This is a genomic window from Arthrobacter sp. zg-Y895, assembly GCF_020731025.1.
GTDB lineage: Bacteria > Actinomycetota > Actinomycetes > Actinomycetales > Micrococcaceae > Arthrobacter_B.
In genome coordinates, this window is the sequence record NZ_JAJFZY010000004.1 from 142,687 (window position 1) to 167,805 (window position 25,119).

At 66.3% G+C, this 25,119-nt stretch carries 22 protein-coding genes; 14 read left to right on the plus strand and 8 right to left on the minus strand.

Going from position 1 to position 25,119, the window contains the following annotated elements; translation table 11 throughout:
• Positions 1 to 2 precede the first annotated feature (2 nt).
• The gene (locus tag LJ760_RS07415; protein ID WP_227921271.1) at positions 3 to 1,181 is read left to right on the plus strand and encodes a hypothetical protein; all 1,179 of its coding nucleotides are present in this window, start codon (positions 3 to 5) and stop codon (positions 1,179 to 1,181) included.
• Between the two features lie 42 nt (positions 1,182 to 1,223).
• On the opposite strand, the gene LJ760_RS07420 is transcribed toward LJ760_RS07415, so the two are convergent.
• Complete coding sequence (locus LJ760_RS07420; protein WP_227921275.1) at positions 1,224 to 1,970, minus strand: type 1 glutamine amidotransferase; 747 nt, start codon at positions 1,968 to 1,970, stop codon at positions 1,224 to 1,226.
• A complete protein-coding gene (locus LJ760_RS07425; RefSeq protein WP_227921277.1) occupies positions 1,967 to 3,238 on the minus strand; it encodes a Mur ligase family protein in 1,272 nt (423 codons plus the stop codon). The genes LJ760_RS07420 and LJ760_RS07425 overlap by 4 nt, the downstream gene beginning before the upstream one ends.
• Positions 3,239 to 3,516: 278 nt before the next feature.
• On the opposite strand from LJ760_RS07425, the gene LJ760_RS07430 reads away from it, so the two are divergent.
• From LJ760_RS07430 to LJ760_RS07465, 8 genes are all read left to right on the plus strand, one after another.
• Positions 3,517 to 4,275 carry a YebC/PmpR family DNA-binding transcriptional regulator gene (locus LJ760_RS07430; protein WP_227921280.1) on the plus strand — a complete coding sequence of 253 codons (759 nt, stop codon included), beginning with the start codon at positions 3,517 to 3,519 and terminating at the stop codon, positions 4,273 to 4,275.
• 9 nt (positions 4,276 to 4,284) lie between these two features.
• On the plus strand, positions 4,285 to 4,884 hold the full coding sequence (gene ruvC / locus LJ760_RS07435; protein ID WP_227921282.1) for a crossover junction endodeoxyribonuclease RuvC: 600 nt from the start codon (positions 4,285 to 4,287) through the stop codon (positions 4,882 to 4,884).
• A gap of 73 nt (positions 4,885 to 4,957) precedes the next feature.
• Positions 4,958 to 5,584: a Holliday junction branch migration protein RuvA gene (ruvA, locus tag LJ760_RS07440; RefSeq protein WP_227921286.1), complete on the plus strand. Its 627-nt coding sequence runs from the start codon at positions 4,958 to 4,960 to the stop codon at positions 5,582 to 5,584.
• 1 nt (position 5,585) lies between these two features.
• Entirely contained in the window at positions 5,586 to 6,680 is a 1,095-nt protein-coding gene (gene ruvB, locus LJ760_RS07445; protein WP_227921289.1) for a Holliday junction branch migration DNA helicase RuvB, read from the plus strand.
• Positions 6,681 to 6,783: 103 nt separating this feature from the next.
• Positions 6,784 to 7,203, plus strand: a complete 420-nt coding sequence (locus tag LJ760_RS07450) for a preprotein translocase subunit YajC (RefSeq protein WP_227921292.1) — start codon at positions 6,784 to 6,786, stop codon at positions 7,201 to 7,203.
• Positions 7,204 to 7,296: 93 nt separating this feature from the next.
• Positions 7,297 to 9,024 (plus strand): protein translocase subunit SecD, encoded by a 1,728-nt coding sequence (gene secD / locus LJ760_RS07455; RefSeq protein ID WP_227921294.1) that lies wholly within the window; start codon positions 7,297 to 7,299, stop codon positions 9,022 to 9,024.
• Entirely contained in the window at positions 9,024 to 10,040 is a 1,017-nt protein-coding gene (gene secF / locus LJ760_RS07460; protein WP_227921297.1) for a protein translocase subunit SecF, read from the plus strand. Before secD ends, secF begins: the two co-directional genes overlap by 1 nt.
• A gap of 173 nt (positions 10,041 to 10,213) precedes the next feature.
• A complete protein-coding gene (locus tag LJ760_RS07465; RefSeq protein WP_374200049.1) occupies positions 10,214 to 12,655 on the plus strand; it encodes a RelA/SpoT family protein in 2,442 nt (813 codons plus the stop codon).
• Positions 12,656 to 12,668: 13 nt separating this feature from the next.
• On the opposite strand, the gene LJ760_RS07470 is transcribed toward LJ760_RS07465, so the two are convergent.
• The 3 genes from LJ760_RS07470 to LJ760_RS07480 form a co-directional block, all read right to left on the minus strand.
• Positions 12,669 to 13,286, minus strand: a complete 618-nt coding sequence (locus tag LJ760_RS07470; protein ID WP_227921299.1) for a type IV toxin-antitoxin system AbiEi family antitoxin — start codon at positions 13,284 to 13,286, stop codon at positions 12,669 to 12,671.
• Between the two features lie 98 nt (positions 13,287 to 13,384).
• Positions 13,385 to 14,815 carry a DUF349 domain-containing protein gene (locus tag LJ760_RS07475; protein WP_227921301.1) on the minus strand — a complete coding sequence of 477 codons (1,431 nt, stop codon included), beginning with the start codon at positions 14,813 to 14,815 and terminating at the stop codon, positions 13,385 to 13,387.
• Positions 14,816 to 14,868: 53 nt separating this feature from the next.
• Positions 14,869 to 15,627, minus strand: a complete 759-nt coding sequence (locus LJ760_RS07480; RefSeq protein ID WP_227921303.1) for a peptidylprolyl isomerase — start codon at positions 15,625 to 15,627, stop codon at positions 14,869 to 14,871.
• 181 nt (positions 15,628 to 15,808) lie between these two features.
• On the opposite strand from LJ760_RS07480, the gene hisS reads away from it, so the two are divergent.
• On the plus strand, positions 15,809 to 17,164 hold the full coding sequence (gene hisS / locus LJ760_RS07485) for a histidine--tRNA ligase (RefSeq protein ID WP_227921306.1): 1,356 nt from the start codon (positions 15,809 to 15,811) through the stop codon (positions 17,162 to 17,164).
• 12 nt (positions 17,165 to 17,176) lie between these two features.
• On the opposite strand, the gene LJ760_RS07490 is transcribed toward hisS, so the two are convergent.
• Positions 17,177 to 17,851 (minus strand): response regulator, encoded by a 675-nt coding sequence (locus tag LJ760_RS07490; protein WP_227921311.1) that lies wholly within the window; start codon positions 17,849 to 17,851, stop codon positions 17,177 to 17,179.
• On the minus strand, positions 17,848 to 19,158 hold the full coding sequence (locus LJ760_RS07495; protein WP_227921316.1) for a sensor histidine kinase: 1,311 nt from the start codon (positions 19,156 to 19,158) through the stop codon (positions 17,848 to 17,850). The genes LJ760_RS07490 and LJ760_RS07495 overlap by 4 nt, the downstream gene beginning before the upstream one ends.
• 48 nt (positions 19,159 to 19,206) lie before the next feature.
• On the opposite strand from LJ760_RS07495, the gene LJ760_RS07500 reads away from it, so the two are divergent.
• Positions 19,207 to 19,851, plus strand: a complete 645-nt coding sequence (locus LJ760_RS07500; RefSeq protein WP_227921317.1) for a hypothetical protein — start codon at positions 19,207 to 19,209, stop codon at positions 19,849 to 19,851.
• Between the two features lie 45 nt (positions 19,852 to 19,896).
• Positions 19,897 to 20,907 carry an adenosine deaminase gene (locus LJ760_RS07505; RefSeq protein WP_227921320.1) on the plus strand — a complete coding sequence of 337 codons (1,011 nt, stop codon included), beginning with the start codon at positions 19,897 to 19,899 and terminating at the stop codon, positions 20,905 to 20,907.
• Between the two features lie 24 nt (positions 20,908 to 20,931).
• On the opposite strand, the gene LJ760_RS07510 is transcribed toward LJ760_RS07505, so the two are convergent.
• Positions 20,932 to 22,230: an APC family permease gene (locus tag LJ760_RS07510; RefSeq protein ID WP_227921322.1), complete on the minus strand. Its 1,299-nt coding sequence runs from the start codon at positions 22,228 to 22,230 to the stop codon at positions 20,932 to 20,934.
• A 125-nt stretch (positions 22,231 to 22,355) separates the two neighbouring features.
• Here LJ760_RS07510 and aspS point away from each other — a divergent pair, with 125 nt between their 5' ends.
• Positions 22,356 to 24,149 carry an aspartate--tRNA ligase gene (gene aspS, locus LJ760_RS07515; protein ID WP_227921325.1) on the plus strand — a complete coding sequence of 598 codons (1,794 nt, stop codon included), beginning with the start codon at positions 22,356 to 22,358 and terminating at the stop codon, positions 24,147 to 24,149.
• A 120-nt stretch (positions 24,150 to 24,269) separates the two neighbouring features.
• A complete protein-coding gene (locus LJ760_RS07520) occupies positions 24,270 to 25,106 on the plus strand; it encodes a PhzF family phenazine biosynthesis protein (protein WP_227921328.1) in 837 nt (278 codons plus the stop codon).
• Positions 25,107 to 25,119 lie beyond the last annotated feature (13 nt).

Below are 25,119 nucleotides of genomic sequence, written 5' to 3' on the forward strand. Positions count from 1 at the left end.
CCATGCCCGCATACGATGTCCCGGTGGAAACTCCGCAGAGGAAATACGATGCCTACGTCCCCCGGACGCCGCCGCCAGCCAAGGACGACCCGGTCGTGCAGTGGCTGCTGCAAGGCGATCCAGCGATCCGCTGGCAGGTGTTACGCGACATCCTCGACGCCCCGCAGGATGAGGTGGCAGCTGAGCGGGCACGGGTGGAGCACGAAGGATGGGGCGCTGGACTGCTCGCGCTGCGGGCACCTGACGGACAGTGGGCAAACGGGGCATGCTTCCCGGACACCGCGGCGTTCGCCGAGAGTACCGCACAGGCCCTGGCTGCCGGCGAGCCACCGCCTCCGTTCCCGTCACCCGACGCGGAACCCGACGCGGAACCGGCCGAAGCGCCAGGCGAGCAGTCAGATGAGCAGCCAGATGAGCAGCCCGGAGAACAGCCGGGAAAGGAACCGGAGCAACCATGGACCGCTACCTACCCGGTGCTGCTCGACCTGTGCCACTTGGGTGTACCGCCGGACAGTGCGGTGATGCGGGAGACCGCACAGTTGGTCGTCCACAACTGCCGGTGGGAGTACAACGGGTTGCCGTTCTTCGCCGGCGAAGTCGACTGCTGCATCAACGCCGGCACTATCCTGATCGGCACCTTCCTGGGCATCGACGTCGACCCGGTGGTGCAGCGGCTCGTGGCCGACCAGCTGCCTGACGGTGGCTGGAACTGCTGGGCAGAGACGCCTTCGACGCCGGGCTCTTTCGCCAGCACTCTTGACGTGGTTGACGCCTTACTCAGGTGGGAACGACACACCGGTGGATCCGATGAGGTCCGCCGGGCTCGCCATGACGGCGAGGAGTATCTGCTTCGACGTACCCTGTTCCGCTCATTGCGCACCGGCGAGGTGGTGAACCCACAATGGCTTCAGTTCTCCTACCCTCCCCGCTGGCACTATGACCTGCTCAAGGCAACGAGCTATTTCGCTCTGCGCGGCGGCCCTGCCGATCCGCGGCTGGTTGAGGCGATCGAACAAGTTCGTGCCAGGCGTCAGCCAGATGGACGTTGGCTGCTGGAGAACAGTCACCCCGGTGCTGTCCACTTTCGATTCGAAGAACCCGATGGGACGCCGAGCCGGTGGAACACTCTCAGGGCACTGCGGGTTCTGCGCTGGTACGACGCAGCACGTCTCCCTGCATGACGGGACCGGAAGGCCGCCCAACGCCCGCCAAGGCAAGAGAGGCTAGCGCGGCCGCTGCCCGGCGTGCTGGCGTGCCATTTCCGAAAGCTTCGACAGCTCGGCCAGGTCCTGTTCCGAACGGGGAACAGGGGAGAAGCTGCCGAACTTCCGCGTGGCTGCCTTCTCGATCAGGAAGTCCGCAATTGCCGGATTCTTGGGAAGAAGGGAACCGTGCAGGTAACTGGCTACCACGTTCTTGTACCGCGCACCCTCGGTGCTGTCCTTGGTGTTGTTGCCTTCACCCTTGCGGATCTCCGCCAGCGGCTTCACGCCCGGACCGAGGAAGGTCTGGCCGCTGTGGTTCTCATAGCCGTGGATCTCGCCGAACTCTTCGCTGACGGAAAGAACGTTGCCGATCAACCGCACGTCACCGCCGTGGGTCTCCATGTCCAGGATGCCGATTCCCGGAATGAGCGCACCCTCATGCGTCTTGAAGAACCGTCCGAACAACTGGTACAAACCGCAGATCACCAGCATCGGCAGGCCGTCCTCGGCAAGTCCCTGAAGGGTAGGTGCCAACTGCTGGAGATCCTGCTGGATCACCACCTGTCCGCTGTCCTGGCCGCCGCCGCCGACAATGATGTCAACATCGGCAGGGAACTCGTCCCCGGCGTTGTACTCCTCGACAACAGGCGTGTAGCCGTACCACTTCAGGCGCTGCTTGAGCACCAGCACGTTGCCCCAGTCGCCGTAAATGTTCATTTCCCGCGGGTACAGCTGCAGGATCTTGATTGTGCGGTCCTCGGTCATGAGACCACCTCTACCTTCGTGATCTTGGAGAGTTCCCGGCGTACGGCCAGCATGGCCGTGTACGTGCAGAAGATCCGCATGGGAACCCCGGGGGAGTCCTTGATGAAACGCTTCAATCCATCCGTGATGTCCGCTTCGATGGTGCGCACCGGTACGTCGTCGTACTTCAGCCGCAGCGCCATGTCGTAGGCGCGCACACCGCTGACGACGTCGACTCCGCCCTCGGCCAGGGATTCGAAGTCCACGTCCCACAGCCAGGACATGTCCCGGCCGTCGGCGTAGTTGTCATTGATGGCGATCATTGTTGAGTAGCCGTGTGCGGCAAAGGACTTCAGGCCCAGGCGGAAGCCGCTGGGATTCTTCACCAGGACCAGCTCCAGCGGCTGGCCGTTGACGGTCAGGGACTCGCCGCGCCCGAATGCAGGCTCCACATTGGCAAGCGCCTCGAACAAGGCGTCGGAGTCGAGGTCCTTGCCCTTGATTGTCCGCGCAAAGGCGAGGGCAGCGGCGGCATTGAAGATGTTGTAAACGCCGCGCAGCTTCAGCCCCGAGGTGCGGACCTGTCCGTCGATCAGGAAATCCGCGTCCGTCTCACTCACGCGTTCAAGGACGACGTCGGCCTCCTGGGTTGCGGCCAGCGCCTCGGCAAGGCTGCCGCGCATCTCGTCGTCGTTGGGGAAGGTGCTGCGCAGCGACGCGTCGAGACCGAAGTACACGGCACGCTGGCCGTTCAGGGAATCGGCAATGCCCGCCACGCGGGGATCCTCGCGGTTCAGCACCACCGTCTCGGTGGTCGCGCGGGCAATGGATTCCAGCAGGCGGGTGGTCTTGTCGATCTCGCCGAACCGGTCCAGCTGGTCACGCAGGACATTCAGCAGCAGGCTGTAGCGCGGCTGGATCAGTTTCACGAAGTGCACGGCGTGGGCTTCGTCCAGTTCCAGGACGGCGATGTCCGCATCCAGGTGCCCGCGCAGGTTCACTTCGCCCAGCAGCGCCGCTGCGACGCCGCGGGTGAAGTTGCTGCCCGTGCGGTTGGTGAAGACCTTTAGCCCCTGGCTCTCCAGCAGCTCCACCACCATCTTGGTAGTGGTGGTCTTGCCGTTGGTTCCGGACACGACGGCGACGCCGAGCGGCAGGTCTGCGAGGGTACGGCGAATGAAATCGGGATCGATCTTCTCCACTACCAGGCCCGGCAGGGCGGAGCCGCCGCCACGCAGTTTGGAGGCACTGCGGACCAGTTTTCCGACCAGGATGGAGAAAGAACTCATGGTTACTGAATATAGCGCACACCCTTGGTACAGCACCGATCCGCAAGGGGTGAGGCTGCACGCATCCGGGCAGGTCAACGGTGTTATATCCGTCGGGATCCGTCCCCGGCCCGGAGCGCGGAAGCGTTTCCGGCCCCGGAAACGGATTCGGTCGCTAGAATTGTGGCAGTGCGTTCGGGAAGCTTAGCTGGTCTCCCTGTTCGGCCCGGGTTCCCCGGGGTCCTGGACGGGTGGCAAGCAGCCGGACTTTTTTATCGATCAGAGGAGAAGCGTAGAGCATGTCGGGCCACTCTAAATGGGCAACCACCAAGCACAAGAAGGCCGTAATTGATGCCAAGCGCGCCAAGTCCTTCGCCAAGCTGATCAAGAACATCGAAGTTGCAGCACGCGCCGGCGGAGCCGACATGGCAGGCAACCCGGCCCTTGAACTGGCCGTTTCCAAGGCCAAGAAGACGTCGGTGCCGATCGACAACATTAACCGTGCGGTCAAGCGCGGCGCCGGCCTGCTCGGCGAGGCCGTCGATTACCAGACGATCATGTACGAGGGCTACGGACCGCAGGGCTCCGCCCTCCTGATCGAGTGCCTTACGGACAACAAGAACCGTGCGGCCTCCGAGGTCCGCCTTGCCGTGACCCGCAACGGCGGCAATATGGGCGATCCCGGTTCCGTCGCCTACATGTTCACCCGCAAGGGCGTAGTGAACCTGCCCAAGAACGGCCTCACCGAAGACGATCTGCTGATGGCCGTCCTTGACGCCGGTGCGGACGAAGTGAAGGAATCGGGCGAGAACTTCGAGATCATCTCGGAGCCGCAGGACCTCCGTGCCGTCGTCGGTGCGCTGGAAGAGGCGAGCATCGAGTATGAAACCGATGAAGCCGAATTCGTTCCGTCCATGCATGTGGAACTGGATGCGGATGCTGCCCGCAAGTTCCTCAAGCTCGTGGATGCGCTGGAAGACCTCGACGACGTCCAGAACGTTTACTCCAACGCTGATATCCCGGCCGCCGTTATGGCCGAGCTTGAAGAAGACGACTAAGACGTACCTGTGTCTTTACGCGTCCTGGGGGTGGACCCCGGCCTGACCCGCTGCGGCCTTGGAGTAGTTGAGGTCGAGGGAAACCGCCGGGCCACCCTCGTGGCCGTCGGAGTTGTCGGCACAGTGGCCGGCACCGCGCTTGACGCCCGGTTGCTGGTCATTTCCGAAGCCATCGATCTGTGGCTGGACACCCACCGGCCCGATGTCCTGGCCGTGGAACGGGTGTTCAGCCAACTCAATGTCAGCACCGTGATGGGTACCGCCCAGGCCTCCGGCGTCGTTATTGCCGCCGCCGCCCGGCGCGGCATCCCGGTCGCCCTGCACACGCCTACCGAGGTCAAGGCGGCGGTCACCGGCTCCGGCTCGGCCAACAAGGACGCCGTGGGCAAGATGGTGACCAAGATCCTGCGGCTGGACGAGATGCCCAAGCCCGCCGACGCCGCCGACGCCCTTGCCCTGGCGATCACCCACGCCTGGCGCCGCGGCGTCGCCGGTCCCGGACCCACCGCCGGCTCCGCCTCGCGGGGCGCGGCACCGGCTACCGGGTTAACTCCGGCCCAGCGGCTGTGGGCCGAAGCGGAAGCGCGGGCAAAACGCGGAAGCTACTGAACAGCAGGGGAATGCGGGCGCCAGCAAGTAGGGTATTCGTAGATATGTTCTATACAGCCTCTGGAGTTCCTTCATGATCAGTTCCCTCCGCGGGGTCGTTTCGCACGTGGGCCTTACCTCTGCCGTCATTGATGTCCAAGGATTCGGGATGCTCGTCCAGGCCACCCCGCAGACCCTGGCTTCGCTGCGCACGGGAAGTGAAGCCAGCGTCCATACCGCCATGATCGTGCGCGAAGACTCCATGACCCTGTATGGGTTCAGCGACGCGGACCAGCGCGAGGTCTTTGAAATCCTCCTCGGCGTCAGCGGCGTGGGTCCGCGGATCGCCCTCGCGGTCCTGGCCGTCCACACTCCTGAAGCCATCCGGGTGGCCGCATCCACCGGGGACGACAAGGCCTTCAGCAAGGTTTCCGGCATTGGCCCCAAGGGCGCCCGCCGCATTGTCCTCGAGCTGGCCGACAAGCTGGTGCCGCACGGCACCGTGGAGAACCCGGCGGCACCGCGCTGGCAGGAACAGGTCCTGGCCGCAATGACCGGCCTCGGCTGGTCCGAAAAGGACGCCACCGCCGCCATGGACGACACCGCCGCCGAGCATCCCGACGTCGCTGCCGCCGGCAACGTCGGGGAAATCCTGAAACTGACGCTGCGGCGCCTCGGGACCGACGGCGCCCGGACCTCCTCGCGCCGAAAGGCCGGCTGAGGTGTCCACCGCCGACTCCCTCGTCGCGCCCGGTCCCGATCCGGACGACAAAGCCATCGAAGCCGCCCTGCGGCCCAAGAACCTGGACGACTTCGTAGGTCAGAAGCGCGTCCGCGAACAGCTGTCGCTGGTACTCGAAGCGTCCCGGCTGCGCGGCCGCAGCGCCGACCACGTGCTGCTGTCCGGCCCGCCCGGCCTGGGCAAGACCACCCTGTCCATGATCATTGCCGCGGAAATGAACGCACCGCTGCGGATCAGTTCCGGGCCGGCCATCCAGCATGCCGGGGACCTCGCAGCCATCCTGTCTTCCCTGACCGAGGGCGAGGTGCTGTTCCTGGACGAAATCCACCGCATGTCCCGGCCGGCCGAGGAAATGCTCTACATGGCCATGGAGGATTTCCGCGTCGATATCATCGTCGGCAAGGGTGCCGGTGCCACCGCCATTCCGCTGGACCTGCCCCCGTTCACCCTGGTGGGAGCCACTACCCGCGCCGGCCTGCTGCCCGGTCCGCTGCGGGACCGTTTCGGATTCACCGGCCACTTGGAGTTCTACTCGACGGATGAACTGGAACTGGTGCTGCGCCGTTCGGCCATGCTGATGGACATGAAGGTCAACTCCGCGGGATTTGCCGAGGTTGCCGGACGCTCGCGCGGCACCCCGCGTATCGCGAACCGGCTGCTGCGCCGCGTCCGGGACTGGGCGCTGGTGCACGGCATCGAGCAGATCGACGCCCGCTCGGCCGGAGCGGCGCTGGATATGTACGAGGTGGACGTCCTCGGCCTCGACCGGTTGGACCGCGCCGTGCTGACCGCACTGATCACCAAGTTCAACGGGGGACCGGTGGGCCTTTCCACGCTGGCGATCGCCGTAGGCGAGGAACCGGAGACAGTGGAGACGGTGGCCGAACCGTACCTCGTCCGTGAAGGCCTGCTCGGCCGGACCCCGCGGGGCCGCATCGCGACCCGGGCCGCGTGGGAGCATCTGGGGCTCCAGATGCCCGAGAACGTGGCGGCCGCGATGCCGCAGAACATGTTTTCCGGCCCCGGCACCAACACCTCATCCGCTCCCGCCGAGGAGACCGGGCCGGAAACTTAACCGTCCGCTCCCACGTTTTCCGTTTAGACTGGCCCTAGGGCACGGTCCCGGCACCATGTCCGGACCAGCCCCGCCCTACCCCAACAGAAACGGAACTCTCCACGTGTCTATCGCTGATCTCTTTATCCCTCTGCTGCTGGCGGTCTTCGTCATCCTCATGTTCCGCAAGCAGAAGAAGTCGCAGCAGACGGTTGTCCAGCAGCGGGCCCAAATGCTTCCCGGCACCGAAGTTATGACCCAGTTCGGGCTCTTCGGCCGGATCGTTTCCGTGGACCAGGAAGAAAACAAGGCCGTGCTGGAGCTTTCCCCCGGCAACACCGCCACGGTTCACCTTCAGGCACTGACCAAGGTCGTCACTGTTCCCGCTGAAGAAGCACCGGCCGATGACGCCGCCGCGGTCCCCGATGACGCCTCGTCCCTCACGCTCGGCAAGGACACCTCCGAGCGCAACGACGCCGTGCAGGACGAGACGCCTGAAGAAACACTCAAGCGCCTGAACCGCGACGACAAAAAAGAGAACTAGACTCTCCACGAGCCAAGCGGGGCATCGGTGCCCCGCTTGCCGCCCGGAGACCACGACGGTTCCGGTGATCTTCGCCCTTAAGGAAAATTCCCTATGCCCCGTACCGGCCCCGGCTCGGCCGCGAAAAAGACGCTCCTCTGGTTGGGCGTCATTTTTGCTGCCCTGGCCCTTTTGCTTGGCGGTGGTTCCATGTGGAGCAACGCCAGCTGGACCCCGAAACTCGCCCTCGACCTTGAGGGCGGCACCCAGATGATCCTTGCTCCCGAGGTGCAGGGCGGTGACTCCGAAATCTCGACCGAACAGCTCGACCAGGCCGTGGAGATCATCCGCCAGCGCGTGGACGGCAGCGGCGTCTCCGAAGCGGAGATCAGCACGCAGTCCAACCGCAACGTCGTGGTATCGCTGCCCGGCGTCCCCGATCCCGAGACCCGCGAGCTGATCCAGGCTTCCGCGAACATGGAGTTCCGCCCGGTCCTGGCCGGCGGCGGGGGACAAGGTGCAGCAGTAACGGATCCCACTCCTGCGGAACAGCTGCCCACCCCGTCGGCGGAACCCACGGATGCTTCGGACACCAACTGGATTTCACCCGAGCTGCAGACGCAGTTCGAAACCACTGACTGCCTGAACCCGGACACCATCGCCAACGCTGAGCAGGCACCGGCCGACCAGCCGATGGTGGCCTGCGAGCCCGGCACCGCCGGCAAGTACATCCTGGGCCCGGTCGAAGTTCCCGGCGTAGACATCTCCACCGCCAGCTTCGGCATGGCACAGGGCAACAACGGTGTCTCCACCAACCAGTGGGCCGTGAACATCGAGTTCAACGGCGAGGGTACCGACAAGTTCCGCGAAGTGACCGAGCGTCTCTTCGCCTTCCCGCAGGGCGACCCGCGGAACCAGTTCGCCATCGTCCTCGACGGGCAGATCATTTCGGCGCCGACCGTGAACGCGGTCATCACCAACGGCCAGCCCCAGATCACCGGCAACTTCACGCAGGAAAGCTCCGAAGCGCTCTCCGAGCAGCTGAAATACGGTGCCCTGCCGATCAGCTTCGAGATCCAGAGCGAACAGCAGGTCTCGGCGACCCTTGGCGCGGACCAGCTGCGGATGGGCATTATCGCCGGCCTGATCGGCCTGGCCCTCGTTGCCGTCTACTCGCTCTTCCAGTACCGCGCGCTGGGCTTCGTTACCATCATCTCGCTCGTCGTTGCCGGGCTGCTGACCTACCTGGCCATCGCCATCCTGGGCTGGAGCCACAACTACCGGCTCTCGCTGGCCGGCGTGGCCGGCCTGATCGTCGCCATCGGGCAGACCGCGGACTCGTTCATCGTGTACTTCGAACGCATCCGTGACGAGCTTCGCGACGGCCGCGGGCTGGTTTCCGCGGTGGACAACGGCTGGAAACGCGCCAAGCGCACCGTCTTGGCTTCCAAGGCCGTGAACATCCTGGCCGCCGTCGTCCTGTACTTCGTGGCAGTGGGCAACGTGCGGGGCTTCGCCTTCACCCTGGGCCTCACCGCCATTGCGGACCTCATCGTGGTCTTTATGTTCACCCACCCCACCATGGTGCTTCTGGCCCGAACCAAGTTCTTCGGCGACGGCCACCGCTTCTCCGGCCTCGATGCGAGCAAGCTGGGTGCGGTACCGCTTTACCGCGGTGCCGGACGGCTGCGTGATCCCTCCGAAGCGCCGGCTGCGCGCACCAAGAACAAGGGAGCGGCCAAGGAAGCCGAACGAAGGATGACCATCGCCGAACGGCGGCTTGCCGAAAAGCAGGATTCAATGGCCGGTACCGGCCGCAGCTCCGAGAAGGACGGCGAGTAATGAGTAAGCTCCCCAGTTTCGCCGCATTCGGCAACGACCTTTACACCGGAAAGCGGTCCTACAACTTCGTCGGCAAGGCAAAGCTGTGGTTCATCATCGCAGCGGCAGCCGTGCTGCTTTCGATCCTCATACCGGTGGCCAAGGGCGGATTCAACCTCGGCATCGAGTTCCGCGGCGGCTCCGAATTCACCGTCTCCAACGTCAGCAACACTGACGTCAGCGGCGGCGAGAAGGCCGTGGCCGAGGTTGCCGGCACCGCCGACCCCAAGGTCACCAACATCGCCCCGGGCACCATGCGGATCCAGACGGAGAAGCTGAGCGATGACCAGACCATCGAGGTCAAGGAATCACTGGCGGAGACCTACGGCGTAAGCCAGGACGAAGTCACCTCCACCTTCATCGGTCCCACCTGGGGCAGCGACGTCAGCCGGCAGGCCCTGGTGGGCCTCGTCGTCTTCGTGGCACTGGCCGCGGTGCTGATGGCCTTGTACTTCCGGACCTGGAAGATGTCGGTAGCCGCCGTCGTCGGGCTGTTGGTGGTTATGGTGGTCACCGCCGGCGTCTACGCGCTGAGCGGTTTCGAAGTCACGCCGTCGGCCATCATCGGCTTCCTTACCGTGCTCAGCTACTCGCTGTATGACACCGTGGTGGTGTTCGACAAGGTCCGGGAAAACACGAAGGACCTGGACAAGCGGACCAAGCGGACCTTCGCGGAAGAAGTGAACCTGGCCGTGAACCAGACTCTGGTGCGGTCCATCAACACTTCCGTGGTGGCAGTCCTCCCGGTGGCCTCCATCCTGTTCATCGGTGCGCTGCTGCTGGGCGCGGGCACCCTGAAGGACCTGTCCCTGGCATTGTTCGTGGGCATCATCCTGGGCACCATCGCGACCATCTACATTGCAGCGCCGCTGTACGCGTGGCTGCGCCGGAACGAACCGGACATCCGCAAGCAGGCCAAGCGGGTGGCCGAACGCCGGGCTAACGAAGCAAAGGGCTCCGCGGCGGTCAGCGCCTAAGGAATAAAGCCCGCCCCGACCATCCGGTTCCGTACTCCACGCCAAAGGAGTACGGAACCGGCGGTTTAAGTGCGGTGCGGGCAGGCTTAGACTGGTTGACAGGAGCCGCGTCAGGCGCGGCCGCCGAAAACGTTTTGATTACCTGCTTTTGAGCGTACGAAGAAAGGTCGTCAGTGGCCAACAGTGCAACGCCTGCCGATGAGGCAGGAAACAGCGGCACCGCGGGGATCGACCCGGGGCACGAGAGCACCGCAGCGCGCGAAGCTGCGGCATTGGATGCTGCCGCCAGCAACACTGACGCCCTGCTTCCCGTCCCCGGCCCGGCCAAGGCCCCCGTACCGGTGAAACCCGGCAGCGGCGCAGGCCGTGCACCCTCGACCGGCCGCCGTGCTTCCACCCGTGCCCGGCTCGCCCGCCTGGCCGGCCGGGGCAACCCCGGCTACTCGCCGATGCTGGAACCGCTGCTTCGCACGGTCCGGGTCAACAACCCCAAGGAAGACCTGGACCTGATCCAGCGCGCCTATGTGGTTGCCGAGCGGAGCCACGAGGGCCAGAAGCGCAAGAGCGGGGATCCGTACATCACGCACCCGGTGGCGGTTGCGACCATCCTGGCGGAGCTGGGCATGACCGGCACCACTCTGGCCGCGGCCCTGCTGCATGACACGGTGGAGGACACCAGCTACACCCTGGACGAACTGCGGCGCGAGTTCGGCCCGGAGGTCGCGATGCTCGTGGACGGTGTCACCAAGCTGGACAAGGTCACCTTCGGCGACGCCGCGCAGTCCGAAACCGTACGCAAGATGGTCGTCGCCATGGCCAAGGACATCCGCGTCCTGGTCATCAAGCTCGCGGACCGGCTCCACAACGCCCGAACCTGGCGTTTCGTATCGCCGGAATCGTCCGCCAAGAAGGCACGCGAAACGCTGGAAATCTTCGCCCCGCTGGCCCACCGGCTGGGTATGAACACCATCAAGTGGGAGCTGGAGGACCTTTCCTTCGCCGCACTGCACCCCAAGGTGTATGACGAAATCGTCCGGATGGTGGGCGACCGGACTCCGGAGCGGGAAAAGTACCTGGGCACCGTGCGGTCGCAGATCGCCGATGACCTGCACGCGGTCAAGATCAAAGCCACCATCACCGGCCGGCCCAAGCACTATTACTCGATCTACCAAAAGATGATCGTGCGGGGCAAGGACTTCGACGACATCCATGACCTGATGGGCGTGCGCGTCCTGGTGGACTCCGTCCGCGACTGCTACGCCACCCTCGGTGCCCTGCATTCGCGGTGGAACCCCCTTCCCGGGCGGTTCAAGGACTACATCGCGATGCCGAAGTTCAACATGTACCAGTCGCTGCACACCACGGTGATCGGCCCCGGCGGCAAGCCCGTGGAAATCCAGATCCGCACGCACGACATGCACCGCCGCGCCGAATACGGCGTGGCCGCGCACTGGAAGTACAAGGACGGAAACAAGGGCCCCGAAGCCCCTGACGACATGGGCTGGCTGCGCAGCCTGGTGGACTGGCAGCAGGAAACCTCGGATCCCGACGAGTTCCTGGATTCGCTGCGGTTCGAGATCAATGCGCGCGAAGTCTTCGTCTTTACGCCCAAGGGCGAGGTCATGGCGCTTCCGGCCGGCTCGACGCCGGTGGACTTCGCCTACGCCGTGCACACCGAGGTGGGCCACCGGACCATCGGGGCGCGCGTCAACGGGAAACTGGTGCCGCTCAACAGCGAACTGCAGCACGGCGACTGGGTGGAGATCTTCACCTCCAAGGCCGAGGGCGCCGGTCCCAGCCAGGACTGGCAGGGCTTCGTCAAGAGCCCGCGCGCCCGGAACAAGATCCGGCAGTGGTTCACCAAGGAACGCCGCGAAGAGGCAATCGAAAAGGGCAAGGACCTGCTCACCCGCGGCATGCGCAAGCAGAACCTGCCGCTGCAGCGCCTGATGACGCATGATGCGCTGGTGGCGGTGGCCGAAGAACTGCACCACCAGGACATTTCCGCGCTGTACGCCGCGGTGGGCGACGGCCATACCTCTGCCCAGAATGTCATTGAGCACCTGGTCAACCTGATGGGCGGGCACCAGGGCGCCGAGGAGGACCTGGCCGAAACGCCGGTGGCTACCGCAGCCCGCCGTCCCAAGTTCTCCGATTCCGGCGTCACCGTGCGCGGTACCGGCGATGTGTGGGTCAAGTTGGCCCGCTGCTGCACCCCGGTTCCGCCGGATCCGATCATCGGGTTCGTGACCCGCGGTTCGGGTGTTTCGGTACACCGCAGCGACTGCCGCAACGTACAGGAACTGCGTGCCACGCCGGACCGCATAGTCCCCGTGGAGTGGGCACCCACCCAGTCCAGCGTCTTCCTGGTCGAGATCCAAGTGGAGGCCCTGGACCGCAAGAGCCTGCTGTCGGACGTGACGCGGGTCCTCTCGGAAAACCACGTGAACATCCTCTCCGCCAGCGTCAACACCTCCAGCGACCGTGTGGCGATGTCGAAGTTCGTGTTCGAGATGGGGGATCCGAAATACCTGAACCACATCCTCAGCGCGGTCCGCAAGATCGACGGCGTGTTCGACGTCTACCGCACCACGGGGTCGCAGCGGCGGGTCTAGGCTCCGGGTTCCACTAACCGGTCGGCTCGGCGGCAGCCGCAACGCGTTCCAGTGCCGCCGCCTTGCCCGGCACCCGGTGTCCGGCTTCCAGGGCCCGCTGCACGAGGTCCAGCCGGCAAGCCAGACCCGGGAGCGCCGCCAGGCGCCGCAGGGTGGAAACCGCTTCTGCGGTGCCCGCATAGAGGGCGACGTCGACGGCGGTCCGCAGCGGTGAGGTAACCGACACCGTTCCTACGTCCGCGCGGTCCGCAGGGCCCAGCAGGACCTCGTGGAGGACTGCGGTACTGAACGGCTGCAGGGCACCGGTGCGGCTGCGGCGGTCCGCCAGGACATCGAGCCGCGGCGGCCGTGGAGCGCAGCCGTAGATCCAGGCAGCCGTCAGTCTCCCCATGGTCAGCCTGCGGCGCAGCTGCACGGGCAGCTCGGCAGACGCCGCGAGGGCACGGACCACCGGGTCCGGCCGGACATCCCAGCGCACAAAGGTTCCCGCGTACACGTGCCGGAGCAACCCGTCCATCGCCATGGCCTGGAGTTCCTCGTGCCGGAACACGTCCCCGGCGGTGAACAGCGCTCCGCCCGTGGAGGTGATCTGCGGGAGGGCACCGGGGTAGGGAAAGAGCTGCGCAGGCATGCACACCAGCATGTGCAGCCTGCAGGCAAAGCGAAAGCCCCGCCCCGCCCGTTGTGGATAACGGGAGGAGCGGGGCTTTCGTGGAGCCGGTACGCGGCCTAGGCGAAGTCCTGCGCGGACTTCTGCAGCATTGCCAGCCACTGCTGGCGGGCTTCCAGGGCCTCGCGGGCGTCCGCGATCTTCTTCGCGTTGCCCGCCTTCTCGGCGTCGGCCAGGTCCTGCTCGAGGGACGCAATGGTCGCCTCCAGCTGGGACAGGGCCGAATTGGTGCGTGCCTTGGTCTCGGGGTTGCTCCGCTGCCAGTGCTCGTCTTCAGCAGCCTTCACGGCTTCCTCAACCTTGCGGATGCCGGCCTCCATGCGGCCCATATCGGCCCGGGGCACCTTGCCGGCGTCTTCCCAGCGTTCCCGGATCGACTGGAGGGCCTTGCGGGCAGCGTTCAGGTCCGTGATCGGCAGGAGGGCCTGCGCTTCCCTCAGCAGCTCTTCCTTGACTACGAGGTTCGCGGCGAATTCCTCGTCGATAACCTCGTTGGCCGCCTGGCGGGCGGCGAAGAACTGATCCTGCGCGGCACGGAAGCGGGCCCACAGGGCATCGTCATCCTTGCGGCTGGCGCGCTTGGACGCCTTCCACTCGTCCATGAGCTGCCGGTATTCGGCGGCGGTGTTGCCCCAGTCCGTTGACGTCGCCAGTTCCTCGGCGCGGGCAATGAGTGCTTCCTTCGCAGCCTTGGCGGACGAGTTTTCACTGTCCAGCTGGGAGAAGTAGGCACGGCGGTGGCGGTCGAAGACGGTGCGGGCGGAACGGAACCGCTTCCACAGGGTGTCCTCGGTGCTGCGGCCCAGGCGCGGGCCGTTCTTCTGCGCGGTCTTCCACGCATCGAACAGCTCGTTCATCCGGTTGCTGCTGGTCTTCCACTGAATCGTGGCCGAATCCTTGGCGGCGATTTCCTCCGCCTCGGCAACAATGGCTTCACGGGCGGCAAGCTCACGGGCCTTGGCGGCCTCAGCCTCGGCGCGCTCGGCGGCCTCGGCTTCCTTGAGCGAGGCTTCGAGTGCTTCGATGCGGGCATCGAGCGCCTTGATATCGCCCACCATCTTGCGCTCGGCCACCTGCTGGGCCAGGTGCTTCAGGGTCTTGTGGATGTCCGCGGCCGGAGCCTTGACCTGCACCCGCTGCTCCAGGAGCAGCAGCTGGCTGGCGACGTCGTCGTACTTGCGCACGAAGTAGGCCAGCGCTTCTTCCTTGGAGGCGTCGGGGAACTGGCCGACGGCGGATTCCTCGCCGTCCACGATCAGGAAGACATGGCCGTCCTCCTCGACCCGCGCGAAGCGGGCGGCTTCCTCCAACGGGGTGGAGTGGGCGGCCGGGACAGCCACCACCGGCTGGGCTGCCGCGCCGGGCCGGGGGCCTACGGCGGCGGGGGAGGGCCGACGCGCCGCAAGTGCTGCGGGGCTCGGAGTGGCAGGCCGGGATGTCTCCGTAGTGGAAGGGCCTGCTGTTTCGTCGGATTTCTGACTGTCTGTCACCGCTAAAAGTCTTTCACTCGATGGATGGCAGTTTGCGAAGCCCGCGCCGCCACTTAGTTCAGGGTGAACGAGTTAATCGTCACCGGGTCTTTCGGGAAACCATCGGTCTCCCCGGAGGCTGTCCCCGAGGAAGCAATGGCCTCCAGTACGTCAAGACCTGACGTTACCTTACCCATTATCGTGTAGCCGCCGGTTTCCTGCGTTAGCGTCGAATCCTTGTAAACAATGAAGAACTGTGTGCCGTGGCTCATGACGTCGTCACCGCGGGCGACGGCGATGGTGCCGGCGGGGTAAAAGCCGTCCGCCGGCGAATTCTCCACCGGCCCCCATAGGAAGTCCTGGTCGGCCTTTCCGTCCCCGTTCGGCGAACCGCACTGGAGCACGGACGTGGATTCGGTGGCGGTCAGGCGGTGGCAGTCCTTGCCGCTGAAGTAGCCCGCATCGGCAAGCGTCTTGAAGGAGGCAACCGCCTGCGGCGCCGCCGTGCCGTCCAGTTCCACGCCGATCTCGCCCTGGCCCAGCGCCAGGGACCCGGTGAAGGTCCTGCCCTCGGCGACAGAGGGATCCGGAACGTCGGGCAGCTCGGCGACGTCGGCCTGTTCCCGCAGCAGCTCCAGGTCCTTCGCCGTGGGGTCGGAACTGAACCACGCCACCTGCAGTGCAACGGCGAGGGCCAGGACAACGACGGCGGCCGCTGCGGCGAAGAGGTTGTCACGCTTGCGCCGCTTGGTACGGGCAGCGGCGAAAGCCTTCCGTGCTTCCATCCGGGCCAGCCGGCGCCTGTCTTCACGGCTGGTGCGGTTTGCTGCCACCGTTGCCTCCTGTACTGGATCGGATCGGGATCGGGCTGGGAGCGGCGCGCCGGTCTGAAACGGGGGCTGCGTCCCAAGCGGCTAAAATGAGTGCCGCACATAGTTTATGCACGCTCATGCGTGCACCGTGGCCGGGCGGGGTTCCGCCTGCGCCGTTTCGCACACCTAAGGAGTTGCCACCATGGCACGCAAGGCCTCACTGTCCGGTTTCCCCGAATGGCTACCGCAGGAGCGCCTTGTTGAACTCCATGTCCTGGACGTACTGCGCCGCACCTTTGAACTGCACGGCTTCTCCAACATCGAAACCCGGGCCGTGGAAACGGTGGGCCAGCTGCTGCGCAAGGGCGATATCGACAAAGAAGTCTACGCGCTGAGCCGGCTGCAGGCCGAAGAGGGCGAGGCGGCCGGCAAGGAAGATCCCAACCAGCTGGCCCTGCACTTCGACCTGACCGTGCCGTTTGCCCGCTATGTCGTGGAGAACGCCGGCCACCTCTCCTTCCCGTTCCGCCGCTACCAGATCCAGAAGGTCTGGCGCGGCGAGCGTCCGCAGGAAGGCCGGGCCCGCGAGTTCACGCAGGCGGATATCGACGTGGTGGGCGACGGAGAGCTGCCGTTCCGGTACGACGTCGAGCTGGCGCTGGTGATTGCCGAAGCCCTCGGCGCGCTGCCCATCCCCGAGTTTAAGATCAGGGTCAACAACCGCAAGCTGGCCGAAGGCTTCTACCGCGGCATCGGCCTGGCGGACACCGCCGGTGTGCTGCGCAGCATCGACAAGCTGGAGAAAATCGGAGCGCAGCGCGTAGCCGAGCTCCTGCAGGAAGAACTCGGCGCCACCCCCGAACAGGCCGAGGCTGCCCTGAAGCTGGCCTCCATCCGTACGGAGGACACCTCGTTCGTGGAGCAGGTCCGGGCACTGGGCGTGTCCAATGAACTGCTGGACGAAGGCCTCGATGAGCTGTTCCAGGTCATCAGCGAAGCCTCCCGCCGCGCTCCGGGCCGGGTCCTCGCAGACCTCAGCATTGCCCGCGGCCTGGACTACTACACCGGCACCGTTTACGAAACGGTCCTGGTGGGCCATGAAGCGCTCGGCTCCATCTGCTCCGGCGGCCGCTACGATTCCCTGGCCAGCAAGGGCAACCGCACCTTCCCCGGCGTCGGACTCTCCATCGGCGTCACGCGGCTGGTCATGCGCATCCTCAGCCAGGAATTCGCGCAGGCTTCGCGCAGCGTTCCCACCACCGTGCTGCTGACCCTGGCCGCCGACGAGTCCTGGTCCGAAGCCCAGGACACCGCCGCCCAGCTGCGCGGCCGCGGAATTTCGGTGGAAGTGGCCCCGAAGGCGGAAAAGTTCGGCAAGCAGATCAAGTTCGCCGACCGCCGGGGCATCCCGTTTGTCTGGTTCACCGCCGAGGACGGCAGCCACGAGGTCAAGGACATCCGCACCGGCGAGCAGGTGCCGGCGGATCCCGCGCTGTGGACTCCGCCGGCCGAGGACCTCACCGTGCAGGTGACCCCTGTACAGGTGCCGTCCGCCTAGCGGCCCGGGCCGCTAGCCGCGTCCCCGGAACGCGATGGCGGCCTGCACCCGGGAGGAGACTCCCAGCTTGGCCAGGACCCGGGACACATGCGTTTTAACGGTGGTCTCGGCGATGCCCAGCCGGCGGGAAATCTGCTGGTTGGACAATCCCTCGCCGATGCAGGCCAGGACCGCTTCCTCCCGTGCGGTCAGGGACTCCGCCGGCATGGTTCCGGTCCCGGCACCGGCACCGGCACCGGTAGCCGCTGCCGGTGCCGCGGCCGGTGACTGCACGAAGGCGGAGATCAGCCTGCCGGTGACCTCCGGGGAGAGGACGCTGTCACCGTCGGCCACGCTTTGCACTGCACGGACCAATTCGGCAGGTTCCACCGATTTCAACAGGAAACCGGCGGCGCCGGCCCGCAGCGCCGCGAAAACGTACTCGTCAATGTCGAAGGTGGTCAGCACCAGCACCGCCGCCAGCCCCTCTCCGGTGATCTCGGCGGTGGCGGCGATTCCGTCCATTCCGGGCATACGGAGGTCCATCAGGACGACGTCGGGCCGCAGGGCCCGTGCCATGCGCACGGCTCCGGCTCCGTCGGCAGCCTCGCCGACGACGGTGAAGCCGCCGATGGACTCCAGAATCATGCGCAGGCCGCCGCGGATGGCCGAGTGGTCATCCGCCAGCAGCACAGTGGCGGCGCTCAAAGCATCTCCTGGGGCTGGCGGGGCACGCGGGGGAGCACGCGGGGGAACACGGAGGCTCCGTCGGCTTCTTCTGTAGGCAGGGTGGCTTCCACGAGCCAGGCGGCATCCAGTCCCGGGGCAGGACCTGCCACCCGTCCGGCAGAGAAACTGCCGCCGAGCTGAGCTGCCCGCAGTTTCATATTCCGCAGGCCCGAACCGTTTCCGGCGGCTGCGGAACTGCCGCCCTCGGAGGCAGGGAGCGCGTTGCGGATCCGCAGCTCCAGCTGCTTGTCCTGCCGCCGGACCGAGATACTCACGGGGCAGCCGGGCGCGTGCCGGACCGCGTTGGCCAGCGATTCCTGCACGATCCGATACACGCTGCTGCCCACCAGCACCGGCACCTCAACGTCGCCGGACAGATCCAGCTCCACCGGGCTTCCGGCCAGCCGGGCGGAAGCGGCCAGGGACTCCAGATGGCCCAGGCCCCCTGCGGCCGCAGCGGCTTCCGCCTGCTCCCGACTGTCCAACGGGCCGTCGGACTGGAGCAGGTCGATCATGGACCTCATTTCCCGCAGGGCGGAGACGCTTTCCGTCCGGACCTGGGCCAGCACCCTGCGGTCCAGGGCAGCGTCACCTGCCGCCAGCGCTGCGCCGGACTGCAGTGCTATGGCGGACAGATGCCCGGCAATCGCGTCGTGCAGTTCGCGCGCCATGGCTCCGCGCTCCGACGCCACGGCAACCTGCAGGTTGAGCTCGGCCAGCTGGGCGGTGCGTTCGGCCTTGAGCCGTTCCGTTTCCGCCCGCTGCCGTTCGCGTTCCGCTCTCTCGGTCTGGCGGCGCAGGGAGCCGGCCCACCAGAGCGGAACCAGGCAGACAAAAACCGCCTGGAACAAACCGAAGAGCAGGTACGGCCATCCCCGGTAGACCAGTCCTACGGAAACGGGAAGGACGACCATGCCGGTTACCGCCGCGCGCTGCACGCCGCGGCTTACACGCGGGGAGCCAAAGAGGATCCCGGCGTACAGCACCTCGAACAGGAGCAGGTAGGTAATGATTCCGCCGCCGAGCAGTGCGCCGGCACCGGTTGCCGTTCCGGTGACGGCCAGCATCAGCGGAACATTCCGGCGGCGGAACAGCAGGCCCGTACATCCCAGCACCAGGACCGGTACCCAGGCCCAGCCCGGTGCGCCCGGAATCGGCGGGAACAGACCTGCGGCGTTCACCCCGAGGAGTTTCAGCACGGTACCGCCCACCAGATAGCCGGCGGCAGCGGCGGCGCCGGAAGGCCAGATTCCGTTCCCGGTGCCCTGGTTTGGGGTTCTTTGCATGGGTTCAGCCTAAATGAGCGGCGTTCCCCTGGGCCCGGGCGGCGGGCTATGTCCTCCAAAGGGATGACGGAAGGCACCCTCGCGGTGGCACCTTTCGCCGACGACACCGGGTTTTCCGCACGGAAGGCTGGGGTCATGGACATCCTCGTGTATTTGATCATCGGCTCAGAGATCGGTTTCTGGGTCCTGCTGGCGGCCGGCCTGGGCGCCCGCTACCTGCTTCACCGCCGCCGGCTGGGCCTGCTGCTGCTCGCCTGCGTTCCGCTGCTCGACGTCGTGCTTTTGGCGGCATCCGCCGCTGACCTGGCACTGGGCGGACGGGCCGAGTCCATCCACGGCCTTGCGGCGTTCTACCTTGGCTTCAGCGTCGCCTTCGGCCGCAGCCTGATCCGGTGGGCGGATGTACGGGTTGCCCACCGGTTTGCCGGGGGACCGGCACCCGTGAAGCCGGGGAAGGGGACGCCGGAGTATCGCCGGTCATTGTGGGTGGAATACGGCCGCGTCCTGCTGGCCACCGGGATTGCCGTCGCCGTCCTGGTGGGCATGATCGGGATCGTGGCCGCACCCGGGGAAGCGGAGGTGCTGTGGGACTGGGTGAAGCGGGCCGGCCTGGTCGCAGGGATCTGGCTGCTGGCCGGTCCGGTGTACGGAATGTTTGAAACCGCTCCCCGGGAACGTGCCGGCCGCCGCTGACCTGGTGAATGGCGGTCCAAGGCATAAGGCCCCTAGGCTTTAACCATGCCTGTTGACCTGCTTCCCACCCCGCCCTGCGCCGAACTCCACCTCCACATCGAGGGAACACTGGAACCGGAGCTGATCTTCGAACTGGCTGCCCGCAACGGCCTGGACCTGCCCTACGACAGCCTCGAGGACCTCCGTGCGCGGTACCGGTTCACGGACCTGCAGTCCTTCCTGGACCTCTACTACTCCAATATGGATGTGCTGCGGACCGAGGCGGACTTCACCGACATGACCCGTGCCTACCTGCGCCGGGCAGCGGCGGCCGGGGTGCGGCACGTGGAAATGATGATGGATCCGCAGGCGCACCTTGTCCGAGGCGTCCCACTGAGCGTCTCCGTGGGTGGCGTCTGGGCGGCTTTGGCCCGCAGCGAGGAAGAGTTCGGGATCTCCACGGAGCTGATTGCCGCGTTCCTGCGCGACCACCCGGTAGCCGAAGCGCTGGAGGTGCTGGAGGAACTGCTGGCCATGGACGCGCCCATCATCGGAATCGGCCTGGACTCCGCGGAAGTGGGCAACCCGCCGTCGTCGTTCATCGAGCTGTACCGGCGTGCCCGGGAGGCAGGGCTGCGGAGCGTAGCCCACGCAGGCGAGGAGGGTCCGTCCTCCTACATCGAGGAGGCGCTGGACCTGCTTCAGGCGGACCGCATCGATCACGGCATCCGCTGCCTGGATGACCCGGACCTGGTGGACCGGCTGGTCCGCGATCAGGTGCCGCTGACCGTCTGCCCGCTGTCCAATGTGCGGCTGCAGGCGGTGTCAGCGCTGGCTGAGCATCCCTTGCCGCGGATGCTTGAGCACGGGCTGAACATTTCCGTGAACTCGGATGACCCGGCCTACTTTGACGGCTACGTGGATGACAATTTCCGGGCGGTACAGGAAACCTTCGGGCTCAGCAGGGCGCAGCTTGCCCGGTTGGCCGCCAACTCGATTGAAGCCTCGTTCGCCTCTGCCGGACGCCGCGCCGAACTGCTGGGTGAGGTCCGTGCGTGGGAGGCAGCCGGCGCCTAGGTGGGCGCCGGCCCCTGGACGAGGCTAGAACGGCGGCGTCCTTGCGGTCCGCGGCCGCCGGAAACTCAACCGGACCACGAGCCCCGCCACCAGGATGATCAGTGCCAGGCTGATGGACACCGGCGGCAGGGCGAGTGCCAGCAGCAGCGCCCCCACCGCCCCGGCCAGGTTCAGGACTCGGGGTGCGTAGCGCGTGCGGTCCTTCAGTGTGAAAGCACACACGGTGGTGATGGCCGCGTAGAACAGCAGGGCGAAGGACGCCATCCCCAGCAGCGCGTCCAGATCCCCGAGCAGCACAAGCAGCAGCACGACGGCGGCGGCCGCGGCTTCGGCGGCCCAAGGGGTCTGCCCGCGGCCGAAGCGGGATTCCCTCGACGCACCAAAGAAGGGCGGAAGGTCACGGTCGGCGGCCATGTCGGAGGCTGTCCGGCCTGCCGATTCCAGCAGCGACCACAGGCCGCCCAGGGCAGCGGCGGCAACGGCAAGGATGACGGCACCCGTGCCCACGCCCGCGCCCACGCTCTCCAGGGGTTCAAGCAGGGGAGCCGTCTCGGCGGACAGGGCAGCCGCTCCGTAGTAGGCCAGCATTGATGAACCCATGAACCAATACAGTCCGAAGGCCACGGCAATGGCAGCGGGGATCGCGATGGGCAGGTTGCGTGAGGGATTGCGCACACCGGACCCCAGCGTGGCCAGCCGCGTGTACCCGGAGAAAATAAAGAACAGCAGTCCGGCGGCCTGCAGCACGCCCGAGGTGGAAGCCTCAATCTCCGCACCCACCCGCACCGGCTGGTGAGGCGCCTCGTTGAAGAGCACCACCACCGTGAAGGCCAGGACGCTGAAGACAAAGGCCACTATGAAGCGGGTGACCCAGGAACTCCTGTTCACTCCCAGCAGGTTCACCGCAGCCATGACAAACACGGCTCCCGCCGCGCCGGCCCGGGGATGCTCAGGGAAGACATACGCCCCGAACGCGAGGGCCAGGACAGCCGAGGAAAGCAGCAACGCCCAGATCAGGGTCCAGCCGGAAAGGAAACCGCTGTACGGCCCCAGGAGGATCCGCGCGGCTGTCCGCGCCGTGGCGTCTCCGCCCCGGTCCTCGGGGAGCCGGCGCGAAACGGCCCTGCTGAGCTGGAAGGTGGAGAGCCCGCAGAGGAAGGCCACAACAGCGGCTATGCCGAGGCCCGCGCCCAGCGCCGGTCCTGCAGCGGCCGCAGCCGGAGCGAAGGCGACGAACGCGCCCGCACCGACGATGGAGCCTAGGCCGGCAGTGGTGGCATCAAAGCCGCCCAGGGGAACACGCGGCTGGGTAGTGCCGGACAACAGGCTTATCCAATCGGTAGGTACATGGCGGGGTGGGGGTCGGTTCACCGGTAAACTCTCAAGGAGACCGTGTATTTACAATGGGCGGAAACAGTGGTTTCCGCAAGTTTTTCGAAAGGACAGCTGTGCTGCGCACTCATGCCCTTGGTTCCCTGAGGGCCGAGCATATTGGACAGACCGTTACTCTCGCAGGATGGGTCGCCCGACGGCGCGACCACGGCGGCGTTGCCTTCCTCGACCTCCGCGATGCCTCGGGTGTGGCGCAGGTTGTGGTGCGTGAAGAGGATGTCTTCCACGGGCTGCGCAACGAGTACGTCCTGCAGATCACCGGCACCGTGCAGAAGCGGCCCGAGGGTAACGAGAACCCGGCCCTGGCCACGGGCGAAGTCGAGGTGATCGCGGACGACGTCGTCATCCTGAACACTTCAGACCCGCTGCCGTTCCAGATCGACGAGCACGTGGAGGTCGGCGAGGAAGCACGCCTGCGCCACCGTTACCTGGACCTCCGCCGCCCGGCACCGGCCGCGGCCATGCGCCTGCGCTCGGAAGCCAACCGCGTGGCCCGTGAACTGCTGCACGATGAAGGCTTCGTGGAGATCGAAACCCCCACGCTGACCCGGTCCACCCCTGAGGGTGCCCGCGACTTCGTGGTTCCCGCACGCCTGGCCCCGGGTTCCTGGTACGCCCTGCCGCAGTCCCCGCAGCTGTTCAAGCAGCTGCTGCAGGTTGGCGGCTTCGAGAAGTACTACCAGATTGCCCGGTGCTACCGCGATGAGGACTTCCGCGCGGACCGCCAGCCGGAGTTCACGCAGCTGGACATTGAAGCCAGCTTCGTTGAGGAAGACGACATCATCGCCCTGGGCGAGCAGATCGTGAAGTCGCTGTGGAAGCTGATCGGCGTCGAGATCAGCACCCCCATCCCGCGCATGACCTACGCCGATGCCATGGCCCGCTACGGTTCCGACAAGCCGGACCTGCGGTTCGGCCTGGAACTCACCGAGCTGACCGAATTCTTCAAGGACACCACCTTCCGCGTCTTCCAGGCTCCCTACGTGGGTGCCGTGGTGATGCCGGGCGGTGCCTCCCAGGCACGCCGCACCCTTGATGCCTGGCAGGAATGGGCCAAGCAGCGCGGCGCGAAGGGCCTGGCCTACGTGCTGATCCAGGAAGACGGCACGCTGACCGGACCGGTCGCCAAGAACCTGACCGACTTCGAGCGGGAGAACCTCGCCGAAAAGGTGGGCGCCAAGCCCGGTGACTGCATCTTCTTCGGTGCCGGCGAAAAGAGCGAGGCACGTGCCCTGCTCGGCGCCGCACGCGTGGAGATCGGCCACCGCACCGGCCTGATCGATCCCAAGGACTGGGCCTTCGTCTGGGTGGTTGACGCACCCATGTTCGAGCCGGCGTCGGCCGCAGTTGCCGCCGGCGACGTGGCTGTGGGCGGCGGGGCCTGGACGGCCGTGCACCACGCCTTCACCTCGCCCAAGCCCGAATTCATGGATACCTTCGACACGGATCCCGAGTCGGCAGTGGCCTACGCCTACGACATTGTCTGCAACGGCAACGAAATCGGCGGCGGTTCCATCCGTATCCACCAGCGCGACGTGCAGGAACGCGTCTTCAAGGTCATGGGCCTTTCGCAGGAAGACGCCCAGGAAAAGTTCGGGTTCCTGCTCGAAGGCTTCAAGTACGGCGCACCGCCCCACGGCGGCATCGCGTTCGGCTGGGACCGCGTAGTGGCCCTGCTGGCCGGCACCGAGTCGATCCGCGACGTCATCGCCTTCCCGAAGTCCGGCGGCGGCTACGACCCGCTGACGCAGGCTCCGGCACCGATCACGCCGCAGCAGCGCAAGGAAGCCGGCGTGGACTTCAAGCCTGAGGCGAAGAAGGACAAGGAAGCAGCCGCGAAGGAAGCATAGCTTCCCGCCGCAGGTACGGTACCCGGTCGCAGCATGCGGCCGGGTACCGTACTTTAACCGTGTTTTGACATGCCCGCTTCCGCTGGACAGTCCGGCACCGGCACCCGATAGTGTTTGGGCATGAGAGATCGCTGGTTCAAGCAGGTGGACGTATTCGGCACGAAGCCCTATCTGGGCAACCCGGTGGCCGTGGTGCTGGATGCCGACGGCGTTTCCGACGCCGCCATGGCCTCCTTTGCCCGGTGGACCAACCTGTCCGAGACAACGTTCGTGCTGCCGCCCACCCAGGAAGGCGCCGACTACAGGGTCCGCATTTTCACGCCCGGGGGAGAGATCCCCTTCGCCGGGCACCCCACGCTGGGCACCTGCCACGCCTGGCTCGAAGCCGGCAACATCCCGCATTACCCCGGCGTGGTGATTTCCGAATGCGAAGTGGGCCTGGTGACCCTGCACGCCTCGGCCGGGATGGCCGCGTTCGGCGCACCGCCGCTGATCCGCTCGGGCGAGCTGGAGGAAGCCGTGCTGAAGCAGGCGGTGGACGCCCTCGGGATTACCCGGGACCAGGTCTCCGCCTCGAACTGGATCGACAACGGTCCCGGCTGGCTGGGTCTGCTCCTGAAGGATGCCGAAACCGTGCTGTCCCTGACGCCGGATCCGGCAGCTATGGGCTCCCTGGCCGTGGGAGTCATCGGCCCGCAGCCCGACGGCGGCGAAACGGACTTCGAAGTCCGCGCCTTCGCGCCCGGCCACGGGGTGCGGGAGGATCCCGTCACCGGCAGCCTCAACGCCGGACTGGCGCAGTGGCTGATCGGAGCCGGACTCGCACCGGAGCGCTACACCGTCACGCAGGGCACCGTGCTGGAGCGTTCCGGACTGGTGCGGATCTTTACCCGGGACCGGAAGATCTGGGTCGGCGGGGAAACCGCCACCTGCATCGACGGCACCGTAAAGCTGTAGGCGGCGGGAATGT

What these genes read in the sequence shown, in the direction of transcription:
- LJ760_RS07415 (WP_227921271.1), top strand. Translation starts at nt 3, where the DNA reads ATGCCCGCATACGATGTCCCGGTGGAAACTCCGCAGAGGAAATACGAT.
- LJ760_RS07420 (WP_227921275.1), bottom strand. Translation starts at nt 1,970, where the DNA reads ATGACCGAGGACCGCACAATCAAGATCCTGCAGCTGTACCCGCGGGAA.
- LJ760_RS07425 (WP_227921277.1), bottom strand. Translation starts at nt 3,238, where the DNA reads ATGAGTTCTTTCTCCATCCTGGTCGGAAAACTGGTCCGCAGTGCCTCC.
- LJ760_RS07430 (WP_227921280.1), top strand. Translation starts at nt 3,517, where the DNA reads ATGTCGGGCCACTCTAAATGGGCAACCACCAAGCACAAGAAGGCCGTA.
- ruvA (WP_227921286.1), top strand. Translation starts at nt 4,958, where the DNA reads ATGATCAGTTCCCTCCGCGGGGTCGTTTCGCACGTGGGCCTTACCTCT.
- secD (WP_227921294.1), top strand. Translation starts at nt 7,297, where the DNA reads ATGCCCCGTACCGGCCCCGGCTCGGCCGCGAAAAAGACGCTCCTCTGG.
- secF (WP_227921297.1), top strand. Translation starts at nt 9,024, where the DNA reads ATGAGTAAGCTCCCCAGTTTCGCCGCATTCGGCAACGACCTTTACACC.
- LJ760_RS07470 (WP_227921299.1), bottom strand. Translation starts at nt 13,286, where the DNA reads ATGCCTGCGCAGCTCTTTCCCTACCCCGGTGCCCTCCCGCAGATCACC.
- hisS (WP_227921306.1), top strand. Translation starts at nt 15,809, where the DNA reads ATGGCACGCAAGGCCTCACTGTCCGGTTTCCCCGAATGGCTACCGCAG.
- LJ760_RS07495 (WP_227921316.1), bottom strand. Translation starts at nt 19,158, where the DNA reads ATGCAAAGAACCCCAAACCAGGGCACCGGGAACGGAATCTGGCCTTCC.
- LJ760_RS07500 (WP_227921317.1), top strand. Translation starts at nt 19,207, where the DNA reads ATGTCCTCCAAAGGGATGACGGAAGGCACCCTCGCGGTGGCACCTTTC.
- LJ760_RS07505 (WP_227921320.1), top strand. Translation starts at nt 19,897, where the DNA reads ATGCCTGTTGACCTGCTTCCCACCCCGCCCTGCGCCGAACTCCACCTC.
- LJ760_RS07520 (WP_227921328.1), top strand. Translation starts at nt 24,270, where the DNA reads ATGAGAGATCGCTGGTTCAAGCAGGTGGACGTATTCGGCACGAAGCCC.